Annotated in this window: 22 protein-coding genes; 11 read left to right on the top strand and 11 right to left on the bottom strand. The window is 60.1% G+C overall.

Translation table 11 applies throughout. The features are described 5' to 3' along the window. Positions 1–21 precede the first annotated feature (21 nt). The 8 genes from MME58_RS24710 to hutG all read left to right on the top strand — a co-directional run bounded on the left by MME58_RS24710 (position 22) and on the right by hutG (position 9,407). Positions 22–990: an ABC transporter substrate-binding protein gene (locus MME58_RS24710; RefSeq protein WP_055006071.1), complete on the top strand. Its 969-nt coding sequence runs from the start codon at positions 22–24 to the stop codon at positions 988–990. A gap of 73 nt (positions 991–1,063) precedes the next feature. Then, a complete protein-coding gene (locus MME58_RS24715) occupies positions 1,064–1,915 on the top strand; it encodes an ABC transporter permease (protein WP_005733871.1) in 852 nt (283 codons plus the stop codon). Further along, complete coding sequence (locus MME58_RS24720) at positions 1,912–2,742, top strand: quaternary amine ABC transporter ATP-binding protein (RefSeq protein WP_054988514.1); 831 nt, start codon at positions 1,912–1,914, stop codon at positions 2,740–2,742. The genes MME58_RS24715 and MME58_RS24720 overlap by 4 nt, the downstream gene beginning before the upstream one ends. A 12-nt stretch (positions 2,743–2,754) precedes the next feature. Beyond that, a complete protein-coding gene (locus MME58_RS24725) occupies positions 2,755–4,296 on the top strand; it encodes an HAL/PAL/TAL family ammonia-lyase (protein ID WP_055006070.1) in 1,542 nt (513 codons plus the stop codon). Positions 4,297–4,350: 54 nt separating this feature from the next. Further along, a complete protein-coding gene (hutH, locus tag MME58_RS24730) occupies positions 4,351–5,898 on the top strand; it encodes a histidine ammonia-lyase (protein WP_055006069.1) in 1,548 nt (515 codons plus the stop codon). Between the two features lie 102 nt (positions 5,899–6,000). Beyond that, positions 6,001–7,374 carry an amino acid permease gene (locus MME58_RS24735; RefSeq protein WP_054988511.1) on the top strand — a complete coding sequence of 458 codons (1,374 nt, stop codon included), beginning with the start codon at positions 6,001–6,003 and terminating at the stop codon, positions 7,372–7,374. Between the two features lie 15 nt (positions 7,375–7,389). Beyond that, positions 7,390–8,595 (top strand): imidazolonepropionase, encoded by a 1,206-nt coding sequence (hutI, locus tag MME58_RS24740; RefSeq protein WP_055006068.1) that lies wholly within the window; start codon positions 7,390–7,392, stop codon positions 8,593–8,595. A gap of 11 nt (positions 8,596–8,606) precedes the next feature. After that, the gene (hutG, locus tag MME58_RS24745; RefSeq protein ID WP_054988509.1) at positions 8,607–9,407 is read left to right on the top strand and encodes an N-formylglutamate deformylase; all 801 of its coding nucleotides are present in this window, start codon (positions 8,607–8,609) and stop codon (positions 9,405–9,407) included. A 120-nt stretch (positions 9,408–9,527) separates the two neighbouring features. On the opposite strand, the gene MME58_RS24750 is transcribed toward hutG, so the two are convergent. Continuing rightward, a complete protein-coding gene (locus MME58_RS24750) occupies positions 9,528–11,780 on the bottom strand; it encodes a heavy metal translocating P-type ATPase (protein WP_055006067.1) in 2,253 nt (750 codons plus the stop codon). A gap of 86 nt (positions 11,781–11,866) precedes the next feature. Here MME58_RS24750 and cadR point away from each other — a divergent pair, with 86 nt between their 5' ends. Continuing rightward, a complete protein-coding gene (gene cadR, locus MME58_RS24755; protein WP_055006066.1) occupies positions 11,867–12,313 on the top strand; it encodes a Cd(II)/Pb(II)-responsive transcriptional regulator in 447 nt (148 codons plus the stop codon). Between the two features lie 388 nt (positions 12,314–12,701). Here cadR and MME58_RS24760 read toward each other — a convergent pair whose 3' ends face one another. From MME58_RS24760 to MME58_RS24775, 4 genes are all read right to left on the bottom strand, one after another. Beyond that, entirely contained in the window at positions 12,702–13,673 is a 972-nt protein-coding gene (locus tag MME58_RS24760) for a thymidylate synthase (RefSeq protein WP_054984339.1), read from the bottom strand. Positions 13,674–13,725: 52 nt separating this feature from the next. Then, entirely contained in the window at positions 13,726–14,538 is an 813-nt protein-coding gene (lgt, locus tag MME58_RS24765) for a prolipoprotein diacylglyceryl transferase (RefSeq protein WP_054984338.1), read from the bottom strand. A 246-nt stretch (positions 14,539–14,784) separates the two neighbouring features. Beyond that, on the bottom strand, positions 14,785–17,064 hold the full coding sequence (gene ptsP, locus MME58_RS24770; RefSeq protein ID WP_002555744.1) for a phosphoenolpyruvate--protein phosphotransferase: 2,280 nt from the start codon (positions 17,062–17,064) through the stop codon (positions 14,785–14,787). Between the two features lie 21 nt (positions 17,065–17,085). Further along, positions 17,086–17,565 carry an RNA pyrophosphohydrolase gene (locus MME58_RS24775; protein ID WP_002555745.1) on the bottom strand — a complete coding sequence of 160 codons (480 nt, stop codon included), beginning with the start codon at positions 17,563–17,565 and terminating at the stop codon, positions 17,086–17,088. A 142-nt stretch (positions 17,566–17,707) separates the two neighbouring features. Between MME58_RS24775 and MME58_RS24780 the strand changes: the two genes are divergently transcribed. Further along, complete coding sequence (locus tag MME58_RS24780) at positions 17,708–18,364, top strand: histidinol-phosphatase (protein WP_054984337.1); 657 nt, start codon at positions 17,708–17,710, stop codon at positions 18,362–18,364. A 13-nt stretch (positions 18,365–18,377) separates the two neighbouring features. Here MME58_RS24780 and MME58_RS24785 read toward each other — a convergent pair whose 3' ends face one another. Further along, complete coding sequence (locus MME58_RS24785; protein WP_054984336.1) at positions 18,378–18,806, bottom strand: DUF2269 family protein; 429 nt, start codon at positions 18,804–18,806, stop codon at positions 18,378–18,380. A 264-nt stretch (positions 18,807–19,070) separates the two neighbouring features. Then, complete coding sequence (gene ilvA / locus MME58_RS24790; protein WP_055011026.1) at positions 19,071–20,585, bottom strand: threonine ammonia-lyase, biosynthetic; 1,515 nt, start codon at positions 20,583–20,585, stop codon at positions 19,071–19,073. A 159-nt stretch (positions 20,586–20,744) separates the two neighbouring features. Here ilvA and rpiA point away from each other — a divergent pair, with 159 nt between their 5' ends. Further along, a complete protein-coding gene (rpiA, locus tag MME58_RS24795) occupies positions 20,745–21,419 on the top strand; it encodes a ribose-5-phosphate isomerase RpiA (protein ID WP_055006173.1) in 675 nt (224 codons plus the stop codon). Between the two features lie 42 nt (positions 21,420–21,461). On the opposite strand, the gene MME58_RS24800 is transcribed toward rpiA, so the two are convergent. The 4 genes from MME58_RS24800 to MME58_RS24815 all read right to left on the bottom strand — a co-directional run bounded on the left by MME58_RS24800 (position 21,462) and on the right by MME58_RS24815 (position 25,771). Beyond that, complete coding sequence (locus tag MME58_RS24800; protein ID WP_055006174.1) at positions 21,462–22,367, bottom strand: SdiA-regulated domain-containing protein; 906 nt, start codon at positions 22,365–22,367, stop codon at positions 21,462–21,464. 124 nt (positions 22,368–22,491) lie between these two features. Continuing rightward, positions 22,492–23,436: an SdiA-regulated domain-containing protein gene (locus MME58_RS24805; protein ID WP_054985101.1), complete on the bottom strand. Its 945-nt coding sequence runs from the start codon at positions 23,434–23,436 to the stop codon at positions 22,492–22,494. 207 nt (positions 23,437–23,643) lie between these two features. Beyond that, a complete protein-coding gene (locus tag MME58_RS24810) occupies positions 23,644–24,309 on the bottom strand; it encodes a fumarylacetoacetate hydrolase family protein (RefSeq protein WP_054985102.1) in 666 nt (221 codons plus the stop codon). Between the two features lie 67 nt (positions 24,310–24,376). Then, the gene (locus MME58_RS24815) at positions 24,377–25,771 is read right to left on the bottom strand and encodes an FAD-binding oxidoreductase (protein WP_055006175.1); all 1,395 of its coding nucleotides are present in this window, start codon (positions 25,769–25,771) and stop codon (positions 24,377–24,379) included. Between the last annotated feature and the right edge of the window lie 82 nt (positions 25,772–25,853).

A 25,853-nucleotide genomic window follows, 5' to 3' on the forward strand; every position in this document is an offset into this window, starting at 1 on the left:
TCTGGTTTAGGAGCATCGACAATGAAAATGAAAAAGGCCCTGTTGACCACACTGGTATCCGCAGGCTTGCTTGCCAGCGCTGGCGCAAGCCAGGCCGCTGGCTGGTGCGAATCAGGCAAACCGGTGAAATTCGCCGGTCTGAACTGGGAAAGCGCAATGCTGCTGACCGACGTGCTGCAGGTCATTCTGGACAAGGGTTACGGCTGCGCCGTGGATGCTCTGCCTGGCAACTCCATCGCCATGGAAAACGCCCTGAGCACCAACGACATCCAGATTTTTGCCGAAGAGTGGGTTGGCCGCAGCGAGGTCTGGAACAAGGCCGCTGCAGCGGGCAAAGTGGTCGGTGTCGGTGCCCCGATAGTCGGTGCAGTGGAAGGCTGGTACGTGCCTCGCTACGTGATTGAAGGCGACGCCAAACGCAAGCTGGAAGCCAAGGCACCCAACCTGAAATCCATCAGCGACCTGGCTCAGTATTCAGCCGTGTTCAAGGACCAGGAAGAACCCGGCAAAGGTCGTTTCTACAACTGCCCGGCCGGCTGGACCTGTGAGCTGGAAAACACTGAAATGCTCAAGAGCTACGGCCTGGAAAGCAAATACACCAACTTCCGCCCGGGCACCGGCCCTGCGCTGGACGCGGCTATTCTCTCCAGCTACAAACGTGGCGAGCCTATCCTGACGTACTACTGGTCGCCGACACCGCTCATGGGACAGGTGGACCTGGTGCGCCTGGAGGAGAAAGCCGGCGTAAACAAGACGATCGATATCAAGGTCGGCGTGTCCAAAGTGTTCCACGATGAGGCCCCTGAACTGGTCGCTATCCTGGAAAAGGTCAACCTGCCTATCGACCTGCTTAACCAGAACCTGGGGCGCATGGCCAAGGAACGCATCGAATCGCCGAAGCTGGCGAAGATTTTCCTGAAAGAGCACCCGGAAGTCTGGCACAAATGGGTCAGCGAAGACGCCGCGAAAAAGGTGGACGCCTCGCTGTAAACGACCGGGCAGTCGGACTGAAAGATCCGACTGCCCTGACGTTGACCCGACACACCTCATTTGAGAGCCGCTTATGTTTCCTGAAAGCTTCACTTTCTCGATCGCCAACTGGGTGAACGATGGCGTCGACTCACTGGTAACGCAGTACGGCGATGTGTTCCGGCACATTTCCGACACCTTGCTGTGGGCCATCGTCAACCTGGAAAGCCTGCTGCGCATGGCACCGTGGTGGCTGATGCTGATCATCGTGGGCGGTATCGCCTGGCACGCAACGCGCAAGATCGTCACCACCGTGGTTATCGTCGGGCTACTGTTTCTGGTCGGCGCGGTCGGGTTGTGGGACAAACTGATGCAAACCCTGGCGCTGATGCTGGTCGCCACAATCATTGCGGTACTGATCGGCATTCCGCTGGGCATTCTTTCAGCGCGCAGCAATCGCCTGCGCTCGGTACTGATGCCGTTGCTGGACATCATGCAGACCATGCCCAGCTTTGTTTACCTGATCCCGGTGCTGATGCTGTTCGGTCTGGGCAAGGTACCGGCGATCTTCGCCACAGTGATCTATGCCGCGCCGCCGCTGATCCGTCTGACCGATCTGGGTATTCGTCAGGTTGACGGTGAAGTGATGGAAGCCATCAACGCCTTTGGCGCCAACCGCTGGCAACAGCTGTTCGGCGTGCAATTACCGCTGGCCATGCCGAGCATCATGGCCGGGATCAACCAGACCACCATGATGGCACTGTCGATGGTGGTCATCGCCTCGATGATCGGCGCACGTGGACTGGGCGAAGACGTACTGGTGGGCATTCAGACCCTCAACGTCGGACGCGGCCTGGAAGCGGGTCTGGCCATTGTCATTCTGGCGGTCGTCATCGACCGAATCACGCAGGCCTATGGCCGCCCACGGCATGAGGCGCACAAATGAGCAGCGTGGAACCGAACAAGATCGTCGTCAAAAATGTCTTCAAGATTTTCGGCAGCCGCGCAAAGGAAGCACTGGCGCTGATCAAGCAGAACCAGAGCAAGGATCAGGTACTGGCCCAGACCGGTTGCGTGGTCGGGGTCAACGACCTGTCGCTGTCGATCGGCAGCGGTGAAATCTTCGTCATCATGGGCCTGTCGGGCTCAGGCAAATCGACGCTGGTGCGCCACTTCAACCGGCTGATCGACCCTACCAGCGGCGAGATCCTGATCGATGGCGAGGACATCCTGCGTTACGACATGGAGGCTTTGCGCCAATTTCGCCGGCACAAGATCAGCATGGTGTTCCAGAGCTTCGGCCTGCTGCCGCACAAGACGGTGCTGGCCAACGTGGCGTACGGTTTGAAAGTGCGTGGCGAGAGCAAAGTGCTGTGTCAGGAACGCGCGCAGCACTGGGTCACGACGGTAGGCCTCAAAGGCTACGAAAACAAATACCCGCATCAGCTTTCCGGTGGCATGCGTCAGCGTGTCGGTCTGGCCCGAGCGCTGGCAGCCGATACCGACATCATTCTGATGGACGAAGCCTTCAGCGCCCTTGACCCGTTGATCCGCGCTGAAATGCAGGATCAGTTACTGGAGCTGCAGGCCAGCCTGCACAAGACCATCGTGTTCATTACCCACGACCTGGACGAAGCCGTACGCATCGGCAATCGCATCGCGATCCTCAAGGACGGACGATTGATTCAGGTCGGTACGCCGAAAGAAATCCTTCATTCGCCCGCCGACGATTACGTGGATCGTTTCGTTCAGCGCCGCGTAGCCACCCTTTAAGGACCGTTGCAGATGTCGCGAGCAGAACAGATCGTCATTGGTGAAGCCCCTGCGGGCTGGCAGGACGTGGTCGCTGTGGCCCGGCATGGCGCGCAACTGGTCCTGTCGGAGGCCGCCTGGGCACGGATCGACAATGCTCAGACCATCGTGCAGCGCATCGTCGCCAGCGGCGAGCGCGCCTATGGCGTGAACACCGGGCTCGGCGCGCTGTGCAACGTGTCACTGCCCGACGAACAGCTCAGCCGTCTGTCGCGCAATACGCTGCTAAGCCATGCCTGTGGCGTGGGTGCGCCACTGGCCGACGAGCAGACCCGCGCAATCATCTGCGCGGCGATCCTCAACTACAGCCAGGGCAAATCCGGTATTCATAGGCAAGTGGTCGAAGCACTGCTGGCGCTGCTCAACCGGGGCATCACACCGCAAGTGCCGTCGCAGGGCTCGGTGGGTTATCTGACGCACATGGCGCACGTCGGTATCGCGTTGCTGGGTGTCGGTCAGGTCAGCTATCGCGGGCAGATCGTCACGGCGCAGCAAGCGCTGCACGAAGAAGATCTGCGCCCGGTGACGCTGGGTGCCAAGGACGGATTGTGTCTGGTCAACGGTACGCCGTGCATGACCGGCCTGGGTTGCCTGGCCATCGCCGATGCCAAGCGTCTGTCCCGATGGGCCGATGTGATCGGCGCGATGACCTTCGAAGCCCTGCGCGGCCAGGTGGATGCGTTCGATGAGCACATTCTCGCCCTCAAGCCGCATCCGGGCATGCAGCAAGTGGGCAAAAACCTGCGCAGCGTGCTGGCGGGCAGCGAAGTGATTGCCAGCAGCCAGGGCATCCGTACCCAGGACGCGCTGAGCATTCGCTCGATTCCCCAGGTGCATGGCGCAACCCGAGATCAATTGGCCCACGCCATCCGCCAGATCGAGACCGAGCTCAACTCGGTCACCGACAACCCGCTGCTGCTCGGCACGCCAGACGCTTACCGCGTGGTGTCTCAAGCCAATCCGCATGGGCAGTCGGTGGCGATGGCGGCAGACCTGCTGTGCATGGCGATGGCTGAGCTGGGCTCGATTGCCGAACGACGCCTCGACCGCCTGATCAACCCGATGGTCAGCGGCCTGCCGGCGTTTCTGGTCAGCCAGCCGGGCGTCAACTCGGGAATGATGATTGTCCAGTACGTTGCCGCCTCGCTGTGTGCGGAAAACCGCCAGATGGCGCAGCCGGCAGTGGTCGACAACTACGTGACCTCCGGGCTGCAGGAAGATCACCTGAGCCTGGGCACCAGCGCCGCGCTCAAGCTGCACAAGGTGCTGGGCAATACCACGCAGATTCTGGCCATCGAGTATTTGCTTGCGGCGCAGGCATTCGAATTTCTCAAGACACAGGGTTTTGGCGTGGGTACAGGTGCCGCGTGGCGATTGCTCCGCGAGCGTATCCCGGCTTACGACGAAGACCGCTGGCTGGCTCCTGACATCGCCAGCAGCGCCGCTCTGCTCAAAGAAGAAACATCGCTGGAAAGGGTTTTCCAGCACTGCCGCGATTACGCAGCAGACCAATAAAAGCGGCGGACGGCCACGCGCCGTTGCCGATATCAATCAAGGAGTAGCTGCATCGTGACCACCTTATCTGCCAACGCACTGAACCTGATCCCCGGCCAACTGACCCTCGCCCATTTGCGGGCCATTCATCGGCAGCCGGTCAGGTTGACGCTGGACAGCAGCGCAGATCAGCAGATCGACGACAGTGTCGCCTGCGTCGAGCGCATTCTGGCCGAGAATCGCACTGCCTACGGGATCAACACGGGCTTCGGCCTGCTGGCCTCGACGCGGATTGCCAGCGAAGACCTGGAAAACCTGCAACGCTCGCTGGTGCTCTCGCATGCGGCCGGTGTCGGCGAGCCGATCAGCGATGATCTGGTGCGGTTGATCATGGTGCTCAAGGTCAACAGCCTGAGCCGCGGTTTTTCGGGTATCCGGCGGGTGGTGATCGATGCACTGATTGCGCTGATCAACGCCGAGGTTTATCCGCATATTCCGCTGAAGGGATCGGTCGGAGCTTCCGGCGACCTCGCTCCGCTGGCCCACATGTCGCTGGTGCTGCTGGGCGAAGGCAAGGCGCGCTACAAGGGCGAATGGCTGAATGCGGTCGACGCGTTGGCTGTGGCGGGGCTGCAACCGCTGACCCTGGCCGCCAAGGAAGGGCTGGCGCTGCTCAACGGCACGCAAGTGTCCACCGCTTACGCGTTGCGTGGCCTGTTCGAGGGCGAGGATCTGTTCGCCGCTGCCCTGACCTGCGGCTCGCTGACAGTTGAAGCGGTGCTTGGCTCACGCTCGCCGTTCGATGCGCGAATTCATGCAGCGCGCGGCCAGCGCGGGCAGATCGACGCCGCAGCCTGCTACCGCGACCTGTTGGGCGAAAGCAGCGCCGTGTCCGAGTCGCACCGCAACTGCGACAAGGTTCAGGACCCCTACTCGCTGCGTTGCCAGCCACAGGTGATGGGCGCGTGCCTGACCCAGTTGCGTCAAGCCGCCGAGGTGCTGGAAATCGAATCGAATGGGGTGTCCGATAACCCCCTGGTGTTCGCCGCCGAGAACGATGTCATATCCGGTGGCAATTTCCACGCCGAGCCGGTTGCCATGGCCGCGGACAATCTGGCGTTGGCCATCGCCGAGATCGGCTCGCTGAGCGAACGACGCATTTCGCTGATGATGGACAAGCACATGTCGCAGCTCCCGCCCTTCCTGGTGGCCAACGGCGGCGTCAATTCCGGCTTCATGATCGCGCAGGTCACGGCCGCCGCGCTGGCCAGTGAAAACAAGGCATTGGCCCATCCGCACAGTGTCGACAGCCTGCCGACATCGGCCAATCAGGAAGACCATGTGTCGATGGCCCCGGCCGCTGGCAAGCGGTTATGGGAAATGGCAGAAAACGTTCGCGGGATTCTTGCCGTAGAATGGTTGGCTGCCTGCCAGGGTCTGGACTTGCGCGAGGGTCTGAAAACCTCTCCGAAGCTGGAGCAAGCCCGCAGCCTGCTGCGCAGCAAGGTCCCGTTCTATGAAAAGGATCGTTTTTTTGCGCCGGACATCGAAGCTGCCAGTCAGCTGTTGTCCTCCACTTGCCTGAACCCGCTGGTTCCTGCACGTCTGCTACCGAGTCTGTGATGCACCGCGAGCCTGGCAGGGCTCGCTTTGGTCATCGCTGCGGGAAGCCGGATGCAGGCGTTCTCGCGGCTTTTGCCATACCTGTAATGAAATGGACCTGAAATGACGTCACAAGATGGTTTGAAACGCGGGCTATCCGCCCGCCATATCCGCTTCATGGCCCTGGGCTCTGCCATCGGCACAGGGTTGTTCTACGGCTCGGCCTCGGCGATCCAACAGGCCGGTCCCGCCGTGCTGCTGGCGTACCTGATCGGCGGCGCAGCGGTGTACATGGTGATGCGCGCGCTGGGCGAAATGGCCGTTCACGACCCGGTGTCCGGTTCGTTCAGCCACTACGCCACGCGCTACATGGGGCCGCTGGCCGGCTTCGTGCTGGGCTGGACCTACGCGTTCGAGATGATCATTGTCTGCCTGGCCGACGTGACCGCATTCGGCATTTACATGGGCTTCTGGTTTCCGGAAGTGCCGCGCTGGATCTGGGTGCTGGGCATCGTGTTCCTGATCGGCGCGCTTAACCTGTGCAACGTGAAAGTCTTTGGTGAAACCGAATTCTGGCTGTCCATCCTCAAGGTCAGCGCCATCGTGGCCATGATCGTCGCAGGCTTCGGCATCATGATCTTCGGCATCGGCAGCTCGACCAGCGGCACCGAAATCGGCATCAGCAACCTGTGGGCGCACGGCGGTTTCATGCCCAACGGCGTCACCGGGCTGATCGCTTCGTTTGCGGTGGTGATGTTTGCCTTTGGCGGTATCGAAATCATCGGCATCACCGCAGGCGAGGCAAAAGACCCGCAACGCAGCCTGCCGCAGGCGATCAATGCCGTACCGCTGCGCATTCTACTGTTCTACGTGCTGACGCTGTTTGTGCTGATGTGCATCTACCCATGGCCGCAGATCGGCACCCAGGGCAGTCCGTTCGTGCAGATCTTCGACAATCTGGGCATCGCATCGGCCGCGACCATTCTCAATATTGTGGTGATTTCCGCTGCCGTGTCAGCCATCAACAGCGACATTTTCGGCGCGGGCCGCATGATGTACGGCCTGGCCCGTGACGGTCAGGCACCGGCAAGTTTTGCCCGCCTGTCGCGTCATGGCGTGCCGTGGATGACGGTGCTGGTGATGGGCGTGGCGCTGCTGGGCGGCGTGCTGCTCAACTACCTGATCCCCAAGGACGTGTTCCTGCTGATCGCTTCGCTGGCAACCTTCGCGACCGTCTGGGTCTGGCTGATGATTCTGCTCACCCAGGTCGCGATGCGCCGCTCGATGAGCCGCGAAGAGGCCGCACAACTGAAATTCGCAGTGCCGTTCTGGCCTTACGGGCCTGCTGCCGCCATCGCCTTCATGCTGTTCATCTTCGGCGTGCTGGGTTATTTCCCGGACAACCGTGCAGCCCTGATCGTCGGCGCAATCTGGATCGGGCTGCTGCTTATTGCCTATGGCTGGGTCAAACCCAAGGCGCTCAACACCACTCATTGATCAACGAGGCTCGGAATGAAAACGCTCTGGAAGCACTGTCACATCGCAAGCATGGCGCACGGCAAATACTCGATCATCGAGGATGCCGCCATCGTGACCTCCGGAGCGCTCATCGAGTGGATCGGGCCTCAGGCTGAACTTGTCGAGCCTGAACATGACAACTGCATCGACCTGGGTGGTGCGTGGGTCACGCCCGGCCTGATCGACTGCCACACGCACACGGTATTCGGCGGCAACCGCAGTGGCGAGTTCGAACAGCGTCTACAGGGTGTCAGCTATGCGGACATTGCGGCGGCGGGCGGCGGCATCGCCAGCACAGTGCGCGCCACCCGCGCAGCCAGTGAAGACGAACTGTACGCCAGTGCCGAGCGCCGTCTGCGCCACCTGCTCAAGGACGGCGTCACTACCGTCGAGATGAAATCAGGCTACGGGCTGGACCTGGAAAACGAGCGCAAGATCCTGCGTGTCATCCGCCGTCTGGGCAATACCCAGCCGGTCACCGTACGCGCTACCTGCCTCGCCGCACACGCTCTGCCACCGGAGTACGCCGATCGCGCTGATGATTACATCAACCACATTTGCAACGACATGCTTCCTGCGCTGGCTGCCGAAGGGCTGGTCGATGCCGTGGACGCGTTTTGTGAATACCTGGCGTTCTCGCCTGCTCAGGTCGAGCAGGTGTTTATCACGGCCGGGCAGTTGGCGCTGCCGGTCAAACTGCATGCCGAGCAGCTTTCGTCATTGGGTGGATCGAGCCTGGCAGCGCGCTACAAGGCGTTGTCGGCGGATCATCTGGAATTCATGACCGAAGACGATGCCATCGCCATGGCCGCTGCCGGAACTGTCGCGGTGCTGCTGCCGGGAGCGTTTTACTTCCTGCGTGAAACACAACTGCCGCCGATGGACGCGCTGCGCAAGCATGGCGTGCCGTTTGCTATTTCCACCGACCTGAACCCCGGCACCTCGCCGGGTCTGTCATTGCGCCTGATGCTGAATATGGCCTGCACGCTATTTCGTATGACGCCTGAAGAAGCGCTGGCAGGTGTCACGTTCAATGCCGCCAGGGCACTGGGCATGAGCGCAACTCACGGCTCGCTGGAGGTCGGCAAGGTGGCAGATTTCGTCGCCTGGAACATCGAACGTCCGGCTGATCTGGCCTACTGGCTAGGCGGCGATCTGGATAAACGCATCGTGCGCCACGGCGTCGAATCATCGATCTGAAGGAGAGTCCTGTGGATAACGTTCTGACATTCAACCGTGGCCGCATCCCGCTGCTGATCAGCATGCCGCATGCCGGTCTGAAACTGACGCCAGTGGTTGAAGCTGCTCTGGTGGACGAGGCGCTGAGCCTGCCGGACACCGACTGGCACATCCCGCGCCTGTACGACTTCGCGGCAGAACTGGGTGCAAGTACCCTGGCCGCCGAGTATTCGCGTTTTGTCATTGATCTGAATCGTCCATCGGACGACAAGCCGATGTACGTTGGCGCGACCACTGGACTGTTTCCGTCGATCCTGTTCGATGGCGTGCCGCTGTTCAAGGATGGCCTGACACCCGATGCCGAGGAGCGGGCGCGGTATCTGGAGCAGATCTGGACGCCCTATCACCAGACGCTGGAGCAGGAACTGCAGCGCATGCGTGACGAGTTTGGCTATGCGCTGCTGTTCGACGCCCATTCGATTCGTGGCCATATTCCGCATTTGTTCGACGGTCGTCTGCCGGACTTCAACCTCGGCACCTTCAACGGCGCCAGCTGCGACCCGGAGCTGGCCAGCAGGCTGGAGCAGGTCTGTGCCAAAGCCAAAGACTACAGCCATGTGTTGAACGGACGCTTCAAGGGCGGCCATATCACCCGTCACTATGGCGACCCGGCGAACAACATCCACGCGGTGCAACTGGAGCTGGCGCAAAGCACCTACATGGACGAATTCGTGCCCTTCCACTACCGCCCTGACCTGGCCGAGCCGACTCGCGCCGTTCTCAAGCCGCTACTGGAAACCTTCATCGCCTGGGGGCAGGAGCGGTTTGGCTGACAAAGCCAGACGCAGAGCGTAGGAGCGATAGCCGATAGCAACATCGATTATCGTTCCCGCGCTCTGCGTGGGAATGCCGCTCTGGACGCTCCGCGTCCGCTCTTCAAAGGTCCAGACTGATCATTTTTTGAGCAATCGCAAGCCGTTGAACACCACCAGCAAGCTAACGCCCATGTCGGCAAACACCGCCATCCACATGGTCGCCAGCCCCGCGAAGGTGATGCCGATGAACAGTACCTTGGTCACGATGGCCAACACGATGTTCTGTTTCAGCACCGCCGATGTCCGACGTGAAAGCGCGATAAAAGTCGGTATCTTGCGAAGATCATCGTCCATCAGGGCAACATCTGCCGTTTCGATAGCCGTATCGGTGCCCGCAGCAGCCATCGCAAAACCAATCTCCGCACGGGCAAGCGCGGGGGCATCATTGATACCGTCGCCCACCATGCCTACCCGGTGATTGCGGCTGTAAAGCGCCTCGATCGCACTGAGCTTGTCGGCAGGCAGCAGATTGCCCTGCGCTTCGTCGATGCCGACCTGATCGGCAATCGCCTTGGCCGTGTGCGGGTTGTCACCGGTCAGCATGACCGTCTTGATGCCCAGCTCATGCAACTGAGCGATGGCTTCGCGACTGGTCTCCTTCACCGTATCGGCGACGGCAAACAGCGCAATCGGACCTGAAGCGTCGAGCAACAGGACCACAGTCTTGCCCTGCATTTCCAGCGCGTCGAGCTTTGCTTCCAGCTCGGGCGAACACAGGCCCAGTTCTTCCACCAGGCGATGATTGCCCAGGTGATACATCTGGCCGTCGATCTCGCCTTTCACGCCGCGCCCACCTAACGCCTCGAACGCACTGACTTCAAGCAGCGTCAGACTGCCGTCGGCGGCCTTGGCAATCGCCTGGGAAACCGGGTGGTCTGAACGTCCGGCGAGGCTTGCGGCAATCACCGGGGCGCTGTCGGCAACAGCAGGGTTCAACGGCACGTAGTCGGTCTGCACCGGTTTGCCGTGAGTCAGCGTGCCGGTTTTATCCAAAGCCAAGTAATCGAGCTTCTCGCCCATCTCCAGATAGACCCCGCCCTTGATCAAAATCCCCTTGCGCGCCGCCGCTGCAAGGCCGCTGACGATAGTCACCGGTGTGGAAATCACCAATGCACACGGGCAAGCCACCACCAACAGCACCAGCGCGCGGTAGATCCAGTCAAACCATTCGCCGCCAAAAAACAGCGGTGCAACGAGTGCCACTGCCAAAGCCACGATAAACACTACTGGCGTATAGATGCGGGAGAAACTGTCGACAAAGCGCTGGGTCGGCGCACGCGAGCCCTGAGCCGCTTCCACCGCATGGATGATGCGCGCCAGCGTCGAGTTGTTTGCAGCAGATGTTACGCGGTATTCCAGCGAACCGGCCTGGTTGATGGTGCCCGCGAAAACCTTGTCGCCGACAGTCTTCTCCACTGGCAGGCTTTCACCGGTGATCGATGCCTGATCAATAGTCGAGCTGCCGGACACCACTTCACCATCAAGCCCGACACGTTCCCCCGGCTTGATCCGGACGATAGCTTCCAGTTCGACGTTCTTGGCTTCGACTTCCTGCCAGCTGCCATCCGCCTGCTTGACGGTGGCAAGCTCTGGCGTCAGTTGCATCAGGCCACTGATCGCATTGCGCGCGCGGTCCAGCGACTTGGCTTCGATCAACTCGGCCACGGTGAACAGGAACATCACCATTGCGGCTTCAGGCCACTGCCCGATAAGAATCGCGCCCGTTACCGCAATGCTCATCAGCGCATTGATGTTCAGGTTGAAGTTCTTGAGTGCAATCCAGCCCTTCTTGTAGGTCGAGAGCCCGCAACTGAAAATCGACACCAGTGCCAGCAAGGCAACCACCCAGGTCGGACCGAGCGAGGCAAAATGGACCACTTCTGCGCCCAGCGCCGCAACGCCGGACAATGCCAACGGCCACCAGTGTTTCTTCACCACCGGTGCCGGTTCGGCAGACGCTGCACCTTCCTCGACCGGGTCGGCCTGCATGCCCAGCGAGCTGATGGCCTCACGAATCGGGTCGGTGGACGGCAGGTCGTGCCAGACACCCAACATGCGGTTGATCAGGTTGAATTCCAGCTTCTGCACACCGGCCAGCTTGCCCAGTTTGTTCTGGATCAGCGTCTGCTCGGTCGGGCAATCCATGGCTTCGATACGAAAGCTGCTCAGACGACCGCCCGATGAAGGCGCTTCGCCAAAGGTCACTACAGCAGGTTGAGCATTGCTCGAGCAGCACGAATGGGCCTGCTCCACAGGCTTTTGCTCGTGCGCGTGCTCCCCGTGAGCATGGTCATGGTCATGTGCGGGGGAATTCTTGATCGTCGTGCCCATTCGTTATGGCTCCAGGATTCTGCTTGTTGCCAAGTGAACACCCTGTAGCCACTATAGGGTCAAGCACTCAAACGAGATGAGTCCAAATGAAAATCGGCGAACTGGCAAAACTGACCGACACCCAGGTCGAAACCATCCGCTATTACGAACGCGAGGGCCTGCTGCCGGCTCCCGCGCGCAGTGACGGCAATTACCGGCTGTATACCCAGGCGCACATGGAGCGCCTGTCGTTCATCCGCAACTGCCGCAGCCTGGACATGACCCTCGAAGAAATCCGCAGCCTGCTGAACCTGCGCGACAGCCCGCAAGACCAGTGCGAAAACGTCAACGCCCTGATCGACGAACACATCGAACACGTCAACGCCCGCGTCGCCAGCCTGCAAGCGCTCCAGGAACAACTGCTCGACCTGCGCCGTCGCTGCAGCGATGGCACGACAGAGCATTGCGCGATACTGGAAAGGCTGGAAGTGACGGGAGCTGTGGCAGCGCCAGAGGGCGAGGCTTCACATGTGGGGAGGAGTCATGGACATTGATTAAGAGGAGACGCTTCACTTGTCCGCAAACTACTGTTTCAGTGGGAGCGGACTTGTCCGCGAACTGTCGGGAACCGACAGCAAAACGCCACATACATTACATCGGCCATAACCGGGGACACAGGTTCAGGGCCGCTTCGCTTGTCCGCGAACCGCTGTTTCAGTAGGAGCGGACTTGTCCGCGAACTGTCGGGAACCGACAGCAAAACCGCCACATACATTACATCGGCCATAACCGGGGGCACAGGTTCAGGGCCGCTTCGCAGCCCATCGCAGCCGTCGTAACCTCCTGAAGCTCCCACGCCCTCCGGGCAGAAACCTGTTTCCCGAGGTTTTTAGTACTTGTGGATGATGCTGAGCCCAAGAGCTCGCAAGCGAAGACACGTGTTCAAACCGCCATCGGCGCCGTCATTGCCGGGTGGTGCTGATAGCCTTCCAGGCTGAAGTCGGACGGCTCGATCAGCTCCAGCCATTCAGGCTGGTACACACCAGTCCTGGCAAACTCGGGCACGCGGTCGGAGATCACCAGTTTCGGCATCGGATACGGCTCGCGGGTCATTTGCTCGTTGAGCATGTCCAGGTGGTTCTCGTACACATGGGCATCGCCGATGAAGTAGGTGAACCAGCGCGGTGTGTAGCCGGTCAGGCGGCCGATCAGGCTCAGCAGTGCCGCGCCTTCGGTCAGGTTGAACGGCGTGCCGAGGCCCAAGTCGTTGGAGCGAATGTACAGCGTCAGCGAGATTTCGCGGGTCTGCGGGTTCGGGTGCAACTGGTACAGCAGGTGGCACGGCGGCAGGGCCATTTCATCGAGCTGTGCGCAGTTCCAGCCGTGGAACAGGATGCGGCGACTGCCCGGGTCATTGATGATGGTGTCGATGCACTGGCGAATCTGGTCGATGGCCTTGTACAACACCACGAACGACTGGCCGTCTTCTTCCGATTCGGCAATCTGGCGATAACCCTCGCCGAGTGCCAGTTCGATCGCCGCTATATTGCCGGCATCGATGCGCTTGTAGGCAGGCCACTTGCGCCATTGCACGCCGTAGATTTCGCCCAGATCGTCCTCGCCCTTGCGGAACGGGTTGTTCAGCCACTGAGCGTTTTCGTTGGCGTTCTGATCCCAGACCTTGCAGCCCAGTTCGCGGAATTCGGCGGCGTTGTTTACGCCACGCAGAAAGCCGACCATCTCGCCGATAGCCGATTTGAACGCCATGCGCCGTGTGGTGATTGCCGGAAAACCTTCCTGCAAGTCATAACGCAGCATCGCACCCGGAAAGCTGATGGTATTCACGCCGGTACGGTTGGCTTGCAAGGTCCCGTGCTTGATCACATGAGCGACCAGTTCCAGATATTGCTTCATAAATCACCTGCATTGTTGAACGCGCCGGGCGCAGACACCCGGCGTTTCGGTATTAAACCGCTGCCTTGGCAGCCGCCGGATCGCGCTTGTAGGCCAGCCAGATCAGGAACAGACCGGCGATGATCATCGGCAGACTAAGCACCTGGCCCATGGTGACCCAACCCCACGCCAGATAGCCAAGCTGGGCATCAGGTACGCGGACGAACTCGACCACAAAGCGGAAAATGCCGTAAAACAGCGCGAACATGCCGGAAACGGCCATGGTAGGGCGTGGTTTGCGGGCGTACAGATTGAGGATGATGAACAGCGCGACGCCTTCCAGCGCGAACTGATACAGCTGCGACGGGTGGCGCGCCAGCTGCGCAGGGTCGCTGAACGGCGGAAAGACCATCGCCCACGGCACATCGGTCGGCTTGCCCCACAGCTCGGCATTGATGAAATTGCCGATACGCCCGGCTCCCAGGCCGATCGGCACCAGCGGGGCGACGAAGTCCATCAACTGGAAGAAGCTCTTGCCGTTGCGCTTGCCGAACCACCAGGCCGCGATCATCACGCCGACAAAGCCGCCGTGGAAGGCCATGCCGCCCTTCCAGACCTCGAAGATCAATAGCGGATTGGCGATGTACGCCGACAGATCGTAAAACAACACATAACCCAACCGCCCACCGACGATCACGCCCATGGCCAGCCAGAAAATAAGGTCGGAGAGCTTTTCCTTGGTCCAGGTCGGGTCGAACTTGTTCAGACGACGCGACGCGAGCAGCCAGGCACCGCCGATGCCGACCAGGTACATCAAACCGTACCAGTGAATTTGCAGCGGGCCGATAGCGACAGCTACCGGGTCAATCTGCGGGTAAGGCAGCATTGCGACTCCTCAATTGGAACGCCCTTGCGAGCGACTGAATCAGGCGCGCATGTTACCGGAGCCCGGCAGGATGCTCTAGCGGCGACCGATGGAAGCCGCCTGAACGAAGTGAAAAAAGATGCGCCTGATGTGTCCAGCCGTACGGTCTTGAGCATGCGATGTTGCGCGGACTTGTGACGCGGAGCGTCACTCACGGCATCCCCACGCTGGAGCGTGAGGAACGATAATCTCTGACTGTCGTGGCGCTTAGTGCCCTTTGACCGAGCTCGGGTTGATCATCCGCGACAGGCCGAGGTTTTTCAGGGCCAGTTGCAGGGAGCTGCTGATGACTTGCGGGTTGTCGTTGGTCATCAATTGCGCGAGCAGTTCCTTGGCCTTGCTGAGGTTGATCTGGCGCAGCATCCACTTCACTTTCGGCAGGTTGGTGGCGTTCATCGACAAACTGTCAAAGCCCATTGCCATCAACAGCACGGCGGCAGCCGGGTCACCGGCCATCTCGCCGCAGATGCTCACCGGCTTGCCCTCGGCATGTGCATCACGCACCACGCTTTGCAGGGCCTGGAGCACAGCCGGGTGCAGGTAGTCATAAAGGTCGGCCACACGCGGGTTGTTGCGGTCGACCGCCAGCAGGTATTGGGTCAGGTCGTTGGAACCCACCGAAAGGAAATCCACCTGACGTGCCAGATCGCGGGTCTGGTAGACCGCCGCAGGCACTTCGATCATCACGCCCACCGGCGGCATCGGCACGTCGGTGCCTTCGTCGCGCACCTCACCCCAGGCCCGGTGGATCAGGTGCAATGCTTCTTCCACTTCGTGGGTGCTGGAGATCATCGGCAGCAGAATGCGCAGGTTGTTCAGGCCCTCGCTGGCCTTGAGCATGGCGCGGGTCTGGACCAGAAAGATTTCCGGGTGGTCGAGGGTGACGCGGATACCGCGCCAGCCCAGAAACGGGTTGTCTTCCTTGATCGGGAAATAAGACAGCGACTTGTCGCCGCCGATATCCAGGCTGCGCATGGTCACCGGCAGCGGATGGAAGGCGGCCAGTTGCTCGCGATAAATGGCCAGCTGTTCCTTTTCACTCGGGAAACGCTGATTGATCATGAACGGCACTTCAGTGCGGTACAGCCCTACCCCTTCAGCACCGCGCTGCTGCGCGCGTGCGACGTCAGCGAGCAGACCGGTATTGACCCACAGCGGCATGCGATGGCCGTCGAGGGTCACACAAGGCAGTTCGCGCAGGGCATCCAGGCCTTGCGAGAGCTGACGTTCCTCCTCCACCACCTTGCCGAACTGCTTGCGCATGATTTCGCTGGGGTTGGTAAAGACTTCGCCGTGATAACCGTCAACCACCAGATCGATGCCATCGACCTTGGAGTAAGGGAAGTCCACCAACCCCATGACCGTGGGAATGCCCATGGCCCGCGCCAGAATCGCAACATGGGAGTTGCCGGAACCCTGAACCGACACCAGACCGACCAGCTTGCCTTCCGGCACCTCGCCCAGCATGGCCGGGGTCAGCTCTTCGCTGACCAGGATCGTGTTGTCGGGATAGACCAGTGCCTGCTGCCGCGCCTCCTGAAGATAAGCCAGCAAACGTCGGCCCAGGTCCTTGACGTCCGAAGCCCGCTCGCGCAGGTAGGCATCGTCCATCAGTTCGAAACGTTTGACGTGCTCGCTGACCACCGAGCGCAAGGCTCCCTGCGCCCATTGGCCGGTCTTGATGACATCGGTCACTTCGCTGCCCAGCGAGGCGTCATCGAGCATCATCAGGTAGACGTCGAACAGCGCCCGCTCTTCGGGGCGCAACTGGGTAGCGAGTTTGGCTGACAGGGTGCGCATGTCATTGCGCACACCTTCCAGCGCGTTCTGGAATAACGCCAGCTCGGCGGCGATATCAGTGACGGTCTTGTCCGGTACCACTTCCAGATCGGCAGGCGGCAGCATGACCACCGCCACACCGACTGCCGCCCCTGGCGAACCGGCAACACCCACGAACTTGGCTTCCTGAATGCCCTTGCCCTGGCGACCCAGACCGCGAATCGAGCCGGTCGCTTCGGCATGCGCGATAACGCCCGCCAGTTGCGCGCTCATGGTCACGAGGAAGGCTTCTTCGCCCTCGTCGAACTGGCGGCGCTCCTTTTGCTGGATCACCAACACGCCGACCACACGACGGTGGTGGATGATCGGCGCGCCCAGAAACGAGGCATAACGCTCTTCCCCGGTCTCGGCGAAATAACGATAACGAGGGTGATCTGCAGCGTTTTCGAGGTTCAGCGGTTCTTCGCGTGTACCGACCAGACCGACGAGGCCTTCATTCGGTGCCATGCTGACTTTACCGATGGAGCGCTTGTTGAGGCCCTCGGAGGCCATCAGTACAAAGCGGTTGACCTCGGCATCGAGCAGGTAGACCGAGCAGACCTGGCTGCCCATGGCCTCCTTGACGCGTAACACAATAATGCCCAACGCCGCCTTGAGATCCTTGGCGGAGTTAACTTCCTGGACGATCTTGCGCAGCGTATTGAGCATGGCTCGGGGTCGAACTCCGTGTCAGTCGCGCGATAACAGGCGCGGGGCAAGCTCTTTGAGTGCGCGTCGATACACCTCGCGCTTGAATGTCACCACCTGGCCTAACGGATACCAATAACTGACCCAGCGCCAGCCATCGAACTCCGGTTTACCGGTCAAATCCATCCGCACCCGCTGCTCGTTGGAGATCAGGCGCAGGAGAAACCATTTTTGCTTCTGGCCGATACACAGCGGCTGGCTGTGCGTACGGACCAGGCGTTGCGGCAGACGATAGCGCAACCAGCCTCGAGTGCAGGCAAGTATTTGCACATCGTGTCGTTCCAGCCCGACTTCTTCGTTCAATTCACGATAAAGCGCGTCTTCCGGCGTCTCCTGCGGGTTGATACCACCCTGAGGAAACTGCCAGGCATCCTGGTTAATACGCCGAGCCCATAGGACCTGACCAGCATCGTTTGTCAGAATAATCCCGACATTAGGACGGAAACCATCGGGGTCGATCACGGCAACAACCTCGCAAACGCATGTCGCCGCATTGTTCCACAAAGGCGATCAAACCAGCAACGAGGCTTATCACCTTATGTGAAGACTTGTGAAAACCTCGTATTCTGGGGCTCTTTTTTCAACTATTTCAGCGAGTAACCCTATGCGCCTGGCTTTATTCGACCTCGACAACACGCTTCTGGGCGGCGACAGCGATCACGCCTGGGGCGATTATCTGTGCCAGCGAGGGATCCTTGATGCCACCACCTACAAAGCCCGCAATGACGAGTTCTATCAGGATTACCTGGCCGGTACGCTGAACATGACCGACTACCTGAATTTCACCCTGGAGATTCTGGGCAACACTGACATGGCGCAGCTCGAGCAGTGGCATCGCGAGTTCATGCGCGACTGCATCGAACCGATCATGCTGCCCAAGGCACTGGAATTGATCGACAAACACCGCGAGGCCGGCGACAAGCTGGTGGTGATTACCGCCACCAACCGCTTTGTGACGGCTCCTATCGTGGCGCGGTTGGGGATTGATACGCTGCTGGCCACCGAGTGCGAAATGGCTGACGGACGCTACACAGGCCGCACTACAGGTGTGCCTTGCTTCCGTGAAGGCAAGGTGACACGCCTTGATCAGTGGCTGGAAGACAATGCATTCAGCCTTGAGGACAGCTACTTCTACAGCGACTCGATGAACGATCTGCCGTTGCTGGAGCAGGTAGCCAACCCTGTTGCGGTCGATCCAGACGACAAATTGCGCGCCGAAGCCGGACGTCGTGGCTGGCCGGTGATTACCCTGCGCAACTGAATACTGGCACCGTTCAGGCCGGTTTGAAGCCCATCAGACCGGCCATCGCCACAAAGCACACGACACTGATCACGGTCAGCGCCAGGGTAAAGCCTCGCTTGCCGCCCTTGGCACCGAGGCGCAAGCGGTTGAGCCTGGCCACCAGCCACACCCAACTGCATAGACCCAGGGTGTAAAGCACACTGCTGCCCAGCACCCAGGTCTGGCCCAGCGACAAGCCTTTCAGATGCACCAGCCACCAGCCGCTGAACGGCAGCGTTGCCAGACACACGGCCATCAGCACCCAGAAAAACAGCAATGGCCGCTTGAGCAGGCGATTCTGCACGGTCGTGTCGCCTTCAAGGCGCACCTTCACCACCCCGCTGGCCAACACCAGAGCGCTGATCAGCAACAACGCGATGGCGGCGATGTGCAGGGTATTGAGGGTGGTGATGGGTTCCATTACGGGGTGCTCCTCTTGGATCAGAATGTAGAAGCGGACCGGGCGACGCTTCGCTTGTGTGGGAGCGGACTTGTCCGCGAACTGCCGGGAACCGGCAGCAAGACCGGTACACACGGTACTTCAGACGCAACCGAGGTTACCGGTATCAGGGCCGCTTCGCAGCCCTTCGCGGACAAGTCCGCTCCCATGCCCTCCGGGCAGAAGCGCGTTATGTGTACGGACCGGGCGACGCCCTGCAGGCAGAAGCCTGCTCTGCGTCTAACGTCAGCCCAAAAACAACCGGTACGCCGGGTTCTCGCTCTCGTCCCAGTACGGGTAACCAATCTCGTCCAGCGCCGCCCCCACCAGATGCCGTTCCTCTTCGGGCACGACCAGCCCGGCAACCACGCGGCCATCGGCTGCGCCGTGGTTGCGGTAATGGAACATCGAGATGGTCCAGCGCCCGCCCAGGCGGTTGAGAAAGTTGAACAGCGCGCCCGGCCGCTCAGGGAACTCGAAACGCAGCACCACCTCATCGTCGACGCGCTCGGCATGCCCGCCGACCATGTGACGGATGTGCAGTTTGGCCAGTTCATTGTCGGTCAGGTCCAGCACCGGAAAACCCTGGCCGGTCAGGCTGGTGATCAGCGCGCTGCGCGGGTCGTTCTCCGGATGGGTCTGCACGCCGACGAAAATGTGGGCTTCACGGTCGGTGTGGTAGCGGTAGTTGAATTCGGTGATCTGGCGCTTGCCGATGGCTTCGCAGAACGCCTTGAAGCTGCCCGGTTGCTCGGGGATGGTCACGGCAATGATCGCTTCGCGGCCTTCGCCCAGCTCGGCGCGCTCGGCAACGTGACGCAGGCGGTCAAAGTTGACGTTGGCCCCGGAGTCGATCGCCACCAGCGTCTGGCCGCTGATGCCGCGCTGTTCGACGTATTTCTTGATCCCGGCCACGCCCAGCGCGCCCGCAGGCTCGGTGATCGAGCGGGTGTCGTCGTAGATATCCTTGATCGCAGCGCAAATCTCGTCGGTGCTGACGGTGATCACTTCATCGACATAATGACGGCACACCTCAAAGGTGTGATGGCCGATCTGCGCCACCGCCACGCCATCGGCAAACAGACCGACCTGGCTCAACACCACGCGCTCACCTGCGGCCATTGCGGCCTGCAGGCAATTGGAATCGTCCGGTTCGACACCAATCACCTTGATTTCCGGGCGCAGGTATTTGACGTAAGCCGCGATACCGGCAATCAGACCGCCGCCACCGACCGGCACGAAAATGGCGTCCAGGCGGCCCGGCTGCTGACGAAGGATTTCCATCGCCACGGTGCCTTGCCCGGCAATCGTGTCGGGATCGTCATAGGGATGGATGTAAACGAAGCCCTGCTCATCGACCAGTTTCAGCGAGTAAGCCAGCGCTTCGGGGAATGAATCGCCGTGCAGCACCACTGTGGCACCTCGTGAGCGCACGCCCTCGACCTTGATTTCCGGGGTGGTGCGCGGCATGACGATGGTGGCCAGAATGCCCAGTTCACGCGCTGCCAGCGCCAGGCCCTGCGCGTGGTTGCCCGCCGAAGCGGTGACCACGCCGCATGCGGCCTCTTGTGGGGTCAGTTGCGCCAGCTTGTTGTACGCCCCGCGAATCTTGAACGAGAACACCGGCTGCAGGTCTTCGCGCTTGAGCAACACCTGATTGCCCAGCCGCCCGGACAGTTGGCGAGCACCCTGCAGCGGGGTTTCGATGGCCACGTCATACACGCGGGAGGTGAGGATTTTCTTGACGTACTGTTCAAGCATCGGGGTGGCATCACTGACGAAGCGGGCAAGGCCGGGAAGTCTACCCTGCGTGCCGAAAGACGACCATACGAATGACAGGGCTTTGCAACGCAGTCGCCGCTATAATGCGGGCCTTTTTGCACCCCCTCTTCTATCTACACCAGGCACCGTGGAGCCCGCATGACCCAGGATCAACTCAAACAGGCAGTCGCCCAGGCAGCTGTCGACTTTATCCTCCCCAAGCTCGATGACAAAAGCATTGTGGGCGTCGGCACCGGCTCCACGGCCAACTGCTTCATCGATGCACTGGCCAGGCACAAGGCAGCATTCGACGGCGCGGTTGCCAGCTCGGAAGCCACGGCAGCGCGTCTCAAGGGTCATGGCATTCCGGTCTATGAGCTGAACACGGTCAGCGATCTGGAGTTTTATGTCGACGGCGCTGATGAAAGCGACGAGCACTTGAACCTGATCAAGGGCGGCGGCGCAGCGCTGACTCGCGAAAAAATCGTTGCGGCCGTGGCCAAAACCTTTATCTGCATCGCCGACGGCAGCAAGCTGGTGCCGGTGCTGGGCGCCTTTCCGCTGCCGGTCGAGGTTATCCCGATGGCCCGCAGTCACGTTGCCCGGCAATTGGTGAAGCTGGGCGGCGACCCGGTTTATCGTGAAGGCGTCCTGACCGACAACGGCAATATCATCATCGACGTGCACAACATGAGCATCACCAACCCGGTGGAACTGGAAGCACAGATCAACGCCATTGTCGGCGTAGTCACCAACGGCCTGTTCGCCGCCCGCCCGGCCGACCTGCTGCTGCTGGGTACCGCTGAAGGCGTGAAGACCCTGACACGCTTATAAAATCGCACATGCCCACGCAAGGTGGGCATGTGCCTCAAAGACTCAAGGCCTGCGGAACACATAAAACAGGTTCGGCTCGCTGACCAGATACAGCGTTCCTTCGTCGTCCATGGCCATGCCTTCGGCCTGTGGCACGCTCCTGCTCAAGCCCATGTCGCCTTTTTTCAGCGAACCACTGCCAATCGGCCGGCCAGTGGTATCGAGTTCCAGGATGCGTTTCGACTCATCGGACAGCGCCAGCAGGTGGCCGCTCGCCTCATCGAACTGCAGACTGGACAGATCGCGCACGGAAAGCTTGCCATCACGTTTGCCGTCAGTGATCACCTGGAGATTACCCGGTGCATCGGCATTGACTCTGGGAAAGCCGCGCACCTCGATGATTTGCACAGGATCGCGCTCGCGGGCGACAAACAGGCGCTTGCCGCGCGAGTCATAGGCCAGACCTTCGTAGCCTTTATTGCCACTGGTCGTCAGCCCCAGCGTCAGTTGCTCGGCATCGGCGGCGTTCAGACTTTTGGTGTTGTCATCCACATGAATCTGAATCAGCCGCAGTTGACGCTCATCACTGATGACGTAAACGCCGGGGCTGATGTATTCAACGGCCTCTGCATCGCCAAACCCCACCAGCGGAATACGTCGCAGCACACGACCATCCAGGCTGAGTTCGACCAGTTCAGGATTCTGGTTGGTCACCGTGAACAGGCTCTTGCGGTACGGGTCGTAGCTCAGGCCCGAGACATCATCCTCAAGCCCCTTGATAACCTGCTCTTCTGTCACAGCACGATACTGATCAAGACCAATGGCCTGAAGCGAGTCGGACTGCCAGAACACTTGCCAGTCGAACAATACGCGCTCCACGTAGCGGTAGCGCTCATTGGCGCGCATGAACAGCACAACCAACGGAACAAGGACGACAAGCAGGAATAAAGAGCGGATGGAGCGGCGCATTGAGGTGACTCGGCAGGTTGAGCGGGCGGCATTGATACCACGCCATTCTGAAAGCAAGCTTAATGGCATGGTGCTATATTTTTGCCGAATGTGTATCGGCTATTGACGTATCTGCCGTCCTGGCTCAGTGCTTGCGAAGCGTCCTGTGAAACGAATAGAACAGGTTCGGTTCGCTGACCATGTACAACGTACCGGCTTCGTCCAGCGCAACACCTTCGGCACGTGGGATCGTATCCTTCAAGCCATTCATGCCGCCCAGCAGGGTCATGAAGCTCACCTGCTCGCCCTGTTCGTCGACTTCCAGCAACAGATGAGAGTCGGCCGAAAGCGCAAGCATATGACCTGTGCGCGGGTCGATGCTCAGCGAGGACAGGTTGCGCATGTCCAGCGCACGACTCGGAAGTTGCTGCTTGTCACCTTTCAGCACGTCACTGCCGTTGCTTTGCCAGATAAACAATGCCGGCGGACGCTCTTCCCCCAGTATCAACTGTTGACGACGCGGGTCCCAGGCAATGCCTTCAAAACCCTTGTTCTGGTTCGCAGACTTGCCCAGATCGTACTGGGGAAAATCCGCAATGTTCAGGCTGGTGGTATCGGCGGTCACCTTGACGATGGTCAACATGTGTTGACGCTCGTCGGTAATCGCCATCAGCCCGTCGTTCATGACTGCAACCCCTTCCGGATTGCTCCAGCCCACCAGAGGGATCTTGCGCAGCACATCGCCTGTGAGCGTCAGCTCCACCAGAAATGCATTCTTGCCCATGACCGCAAACAACGTTTTGGTAAGCGGGTTGTAGGAAAGATCCGAAGCTTCGTCCTTTTCCATGCCCGACAACACCTTGGCATCGATATCTACATGATAGTCCGGCAGCCAGATACTGGCGTGACGACCCGCCTTGCTCTCGAATCTTTCCTGAAACCACAGCAAGGCACGATCATCCCAGTGCATTGCGAACGCCAGGCCATAGCCCATCAGGGCAACCAGTAACAGCCACGAATACCAGCGCATGTTTCGTATAAAGGCAAAGCGTTTTTTGGCGCGAGGCGGCGTTGAGGCAGGAATGGCCATTCAAGTGTTCCTGAGCAAATTGGACTTCGTGACAACGGTTCGTAACAACTGGGCGTCCGCGAGTGCGCACCCGCGCAGGTCGGCGGGATTATCCAGAGCAGGTGTGAAAAAAACGCAAAACGGACTGAACTATCAACCACCGGATAAACAAAAGCCACCCGGGAATGACCCGCGTGGCTCTGGATGAAGCATGAGGCGGGTATGCGCTTAACGAACGACGCTGCTGAACGGCGTCTGCCCGACCAGCTCCAGGACGATTTCGTCACCGGCTTCAAACGGGCCTACGCCCGCAGGGGTGCCGGTCATGATGAGGTCACCGGCCTGCAACGAGAAGTTGGCAGCCATGTGCTGGATCATCGGCACAATCGGGTTGAGCATCAGGTTGCTGTTGCCATCCTGAACCACCTTGCCGTTGATGGTCAGGCGGATGCCGATGTCGGTCAGGTCAGGAAAGGTCTCGGCGGGAACGAACGGCGGGATCACCGCAGCACCGTCGAAGCATTTGGCCAGCTCCCATGGCAGACCTTTCTCACGCAGACGCGACTGGACATCGCGCAGGGTCAGGTCCAGGCCGGGCGCGAAGCCACTGATAGCGTCGAGCACTTCTTCACGTGAAGGGTTTTTGCTCAAAGGCTTTCCGATCAACACCACGATCTCGGCTTCGTAATGCACCGAGCCGCGATCTGCCGGGATGGTGAACCCTCCTTCCAGCGCAACCACCGCACTGCCGGGCTTCATGAACAACAGCGGTTCGGTAGGCACCGGGTTGCCCAGCTCCTTGGCGTGCTCGGCGTAGTTACGGCCAATGCAGACCACTTTGCCCAGCGGGAAGTGGATGTTGGTGCCATCGACATATTTGTGCTGGTAGCTCATGACGTCTCCTGGGTCTGGTAAGTGTGGCGTGGCTGTGTTGGCATCCCGGTGTGCGATCCAACAGGCATCAAACGGCGAATATTTTCCCCGGATTCATGATGCCATTAGGGTCGAACACCGCTTTCAACGCTTTCATGTATTCGATTTCAACCGGCGAGCGACTGTACGTCAAATAGTCGCGCTTGGTCATCCCGACCCCGTGCTCGGCGGAAATCGAGCCGTTGTATTTTTCCACTGTCTCGAACACCCACTTGTTGACCTGCGCACATTTGAAGAAGAACTCAGCCTTGTCGAGGCTTTCGGGCTTGAGGATGTTCAAGTGCAGGTTGCCGTCGCCAATATGGCCGTACCACAGCACTTCAAAATCCGGGTAGTGTTCAGCGACGATGGCGTCGATTTCGGCCAGAAATTCCGGCACTTTCGAAACGGTGACGGAAATATCGTTCTTGTACGGGGTGAAGTGCGAGATGGTTTCGGAGATGTACTCGCGTAGTTTCCACAGATTGCGTAGTTGCTGTTCGCTCTGGCTCATCACACCGTCGAGCACCCAACCCTGCTCGACGCAGTGCTCGAAGGTCGCCAGCGCCTGATCGGCCAGGTCCTCGGTGGTTGCTTCGAACTCCAGCAGCACATAGAACGGGCATGGCGTGTCGAAGGGCGACGGTACATCACCGCGCGCCATGACACGGGCGAAGGATTTGTCGGAAAAGAACTCGAAAGCGGTCAGGTCGAGCTTGCCGTGAAAGGCATGCAACACCGGCATGATCGAGTTGAAGTCCGAGGTGCCCAGCACCATTGCGGTGAGGTTTTTCGGCGCACGGTCGAGGCGCATAGTGGCTTCGACGACAAAACCCAGCGTACCCTCCGCCCCGATGAACAGCTGACGCAAGTCGTAGCCGGTAGCGTTCTTGATCAGGTCCTTGTTCAACTCCAGCAGGTCGCCCTTGCCGGTGACCACTTTAAGGCCCGCGACCCAATTGCGCGTCATGCCGTAGCGAATGACCTTGATACCGCCTGCGTTGGTACCGATGTTGCCACCAATCTGGCTGGAGCCCGAAGAGGCGAAATCGACCGGGTAATAAAGGCCGTTGTCTTCGGCCAGGGCCTGCAACTGTCGAGTGATCACGCCAGGCTGGCAGACCGCCGTTCGATCGGTCAGATTCAACTCCAGCACCTGATTCATGTGATCGAACGACACGACCACTTCACCGTTGGCTGCCACCGCTGCTGCAGACAGCCCGGTTCGTCCCCCGGATGGCACCAGCGCCACGAGCCGTTCATTGGCCCAGCGTACGATGGCCTGTATCTGTTCGGTGGTCTTCGGAAACACGATGGCCAGCGGCGCAGGGGTGAATTGCCTGGTCCAGTCCTTGCCGTAAGTCTGCAGAGAATCGGCATCGGTCAGCACCTTGCCGGTGTCAACCACGGTCTGCAGCTCATCAATCAAAGCGCGATCGGTCATGGACTCAACTCTCGAACAATTCATGGGCATCCTGAGAACGGTTCACGTTACGGGATGAGGTTTCGCGGGGCTCATATGCTAG

The organism is Pseudomonas syringae pv. tagetis, from assembly GCF_022557255.1.
Lineage (GTDB): Bacteria > Pseudomonadota > Gammaproteobacteria > Pseudomonadales > Pseudomonadaceae > Aquipseudomonas > Aquipseudomonas caricapapayae.